Source organism: Nitrososphaera sp., from assembly GCF_050748925.1.
Lineage (GTDB): Archaea > Thermoproteota > Nitrososphaeria > Nitrososphaerales > Nitrososphaeraceae > Nitrososphaera.
In genome coordinates, this window is record NZ_JBOGQF010000229.1 from 1 (window position 1) to 1,503 (window position 1,503).

General features: G+C 55.0%; 2 protein-coding genes. Both read right to left on the minus strand.

Going from position 1 to position 1,503, the window contains the following annotated elements; genetic code table 11:
- Positions 1–368, minus strand: a 368-nt coding sequence (locus ACREAY_RS11800) for a pyridoxamine 5'-phosphate oxidase family protein (protein WP_431755964.1), incomplete at its 3' end; no start/stop codon positions are given.
- Positions 369–411: 43 nt separating this feature from the next.
- On the minus strand, positions 412–1,392 hold the full coding sequence (locus ACREAY_RS11805; RefSeq protein ID WP_431755965.1) for a DHHA1 domain-containing protein: 981 nt from the start codon (positions 1,390–1,392) through the stop codon (positions 412–414).
- Positions 1,393–1,503 lie beyond the last annotated feature (111 nt).

Here is a 1,503-nt window from a genome sequence, read left to right on the forward strand (position 1 = left end):
AGCGCGTTGAGCGCCATCGCCTTTTCGCGGTTGTCCTGCACCAGCGTCGCGGCGCCCTTGATAACCACGCTGATGTAGAGGGTGTCTGCCTGGGACGCGTCGGAAGGGTGAAAATAGTAGGATGGCAGAAAGCAGACGTGCTGGTCGACTTCAAACCCCACCTTGGGGTTTCGCGCAATGTTGTCAAGTTTCTCTCCAAACGGGTGAGAGTGCATGTATACCGCGCCGTTTGTGTAGACAAAGTTCATCGGGATGACCTGCGGGTAGCCCCTGGCGTCGATTGAGGCGACCCTGCCGGCAGGCTGACTGTTGAGAAAGTCTATTATCTTTTGCCTTGACTTGATCTCGAATTTCTTGACCAGCTGCATCTGCTTCCGTATCCACCCTAGCCGTTAAAAGTCATGTGCATGGTTAACTGATGCGACTGTCCAGAGTCGCAATGAATTTTTCCAGCATGTCTTTTGGGACCACGGCGCCGCAGGCCCTGTCGTGGCCGCCTCCGCTGCCGCCAAGGTCCGACGCGACTTCGTTGACGAGCCTGCCCAGGTGCACCTTGCATTCCTTGGACCCGCGTATAGAAACTACGTACGAGCCAATGTCCTCTTTCAGCTTGTAGACCATCGCCGCGGGCTTGCCAGTCGACCCGAGCACAAAGTTGACGACCATGCTTGAAGAGAGGTCGACGGTGCTTGGTGCGTGCGCCAGGTTGTCAAGTTTCACTATTCCTTCCTGTATGGTCTGGACCGCGTTGGCCACTTTTTTGGCGTACTTTTCGGCCAGCTCAAACCCGCCCTTGATGTCGTGAGGGTACTTCATCTTGGCAAGCGTGTCGACGATTTTTTCAAGAAACTCCTCGTTTTTCTGGCTCGAAGATATCATGTACGACATTGAAGTCGCTTCGAGCATCAGAAACTGCCTGTCGTACCTGCTCACCAGGCCCGACGCTATCGGCTTGGTCTCCATATAGTCGGTGAGCGCGCCCATCGCCGCAAAGAACACGGCGTGCGCGGGCAGTTTTTTCTTGTACTTGTTGTAGACCTGGACGCTCGTGCACTCGTCTATCGTGTGGACAAGCGCCACGCCTGCCTTTTTGAGCGCCTTTACGGTTTCCGCGCTGATGTCATGGTGATCGATATAGGTGACGTCAGTGCCGGCGCCGACCAGCTTTGCCAGCAGCTCGACAAACCTTGCCTCGTTCTTTTTCGACAGCCCGAGGTCGCAGATGAACAGCTTGTCGGGCTTTTTCTCAGAGCCGGCCAGCTTTTCAAGGCGCGGGATAAGCGAAGGGTAATCGCAAAGTACCGTAGACGTGGTGTCAAAGGCGGCCTTTACCAGCGCCGCGGAGGCGAGGCCGTCCACGTCTTCTTTGTGCGACATGCAAACTATGGTCAATAAGGCATAGCCATCGCTGACCTAGATTTAATGGTAGTGAAAAATGAAAACGCGACCGCCGTGTACAGGGAAACAGAAACTACGCCATCAGCCAACTACAGGGCTTTACAC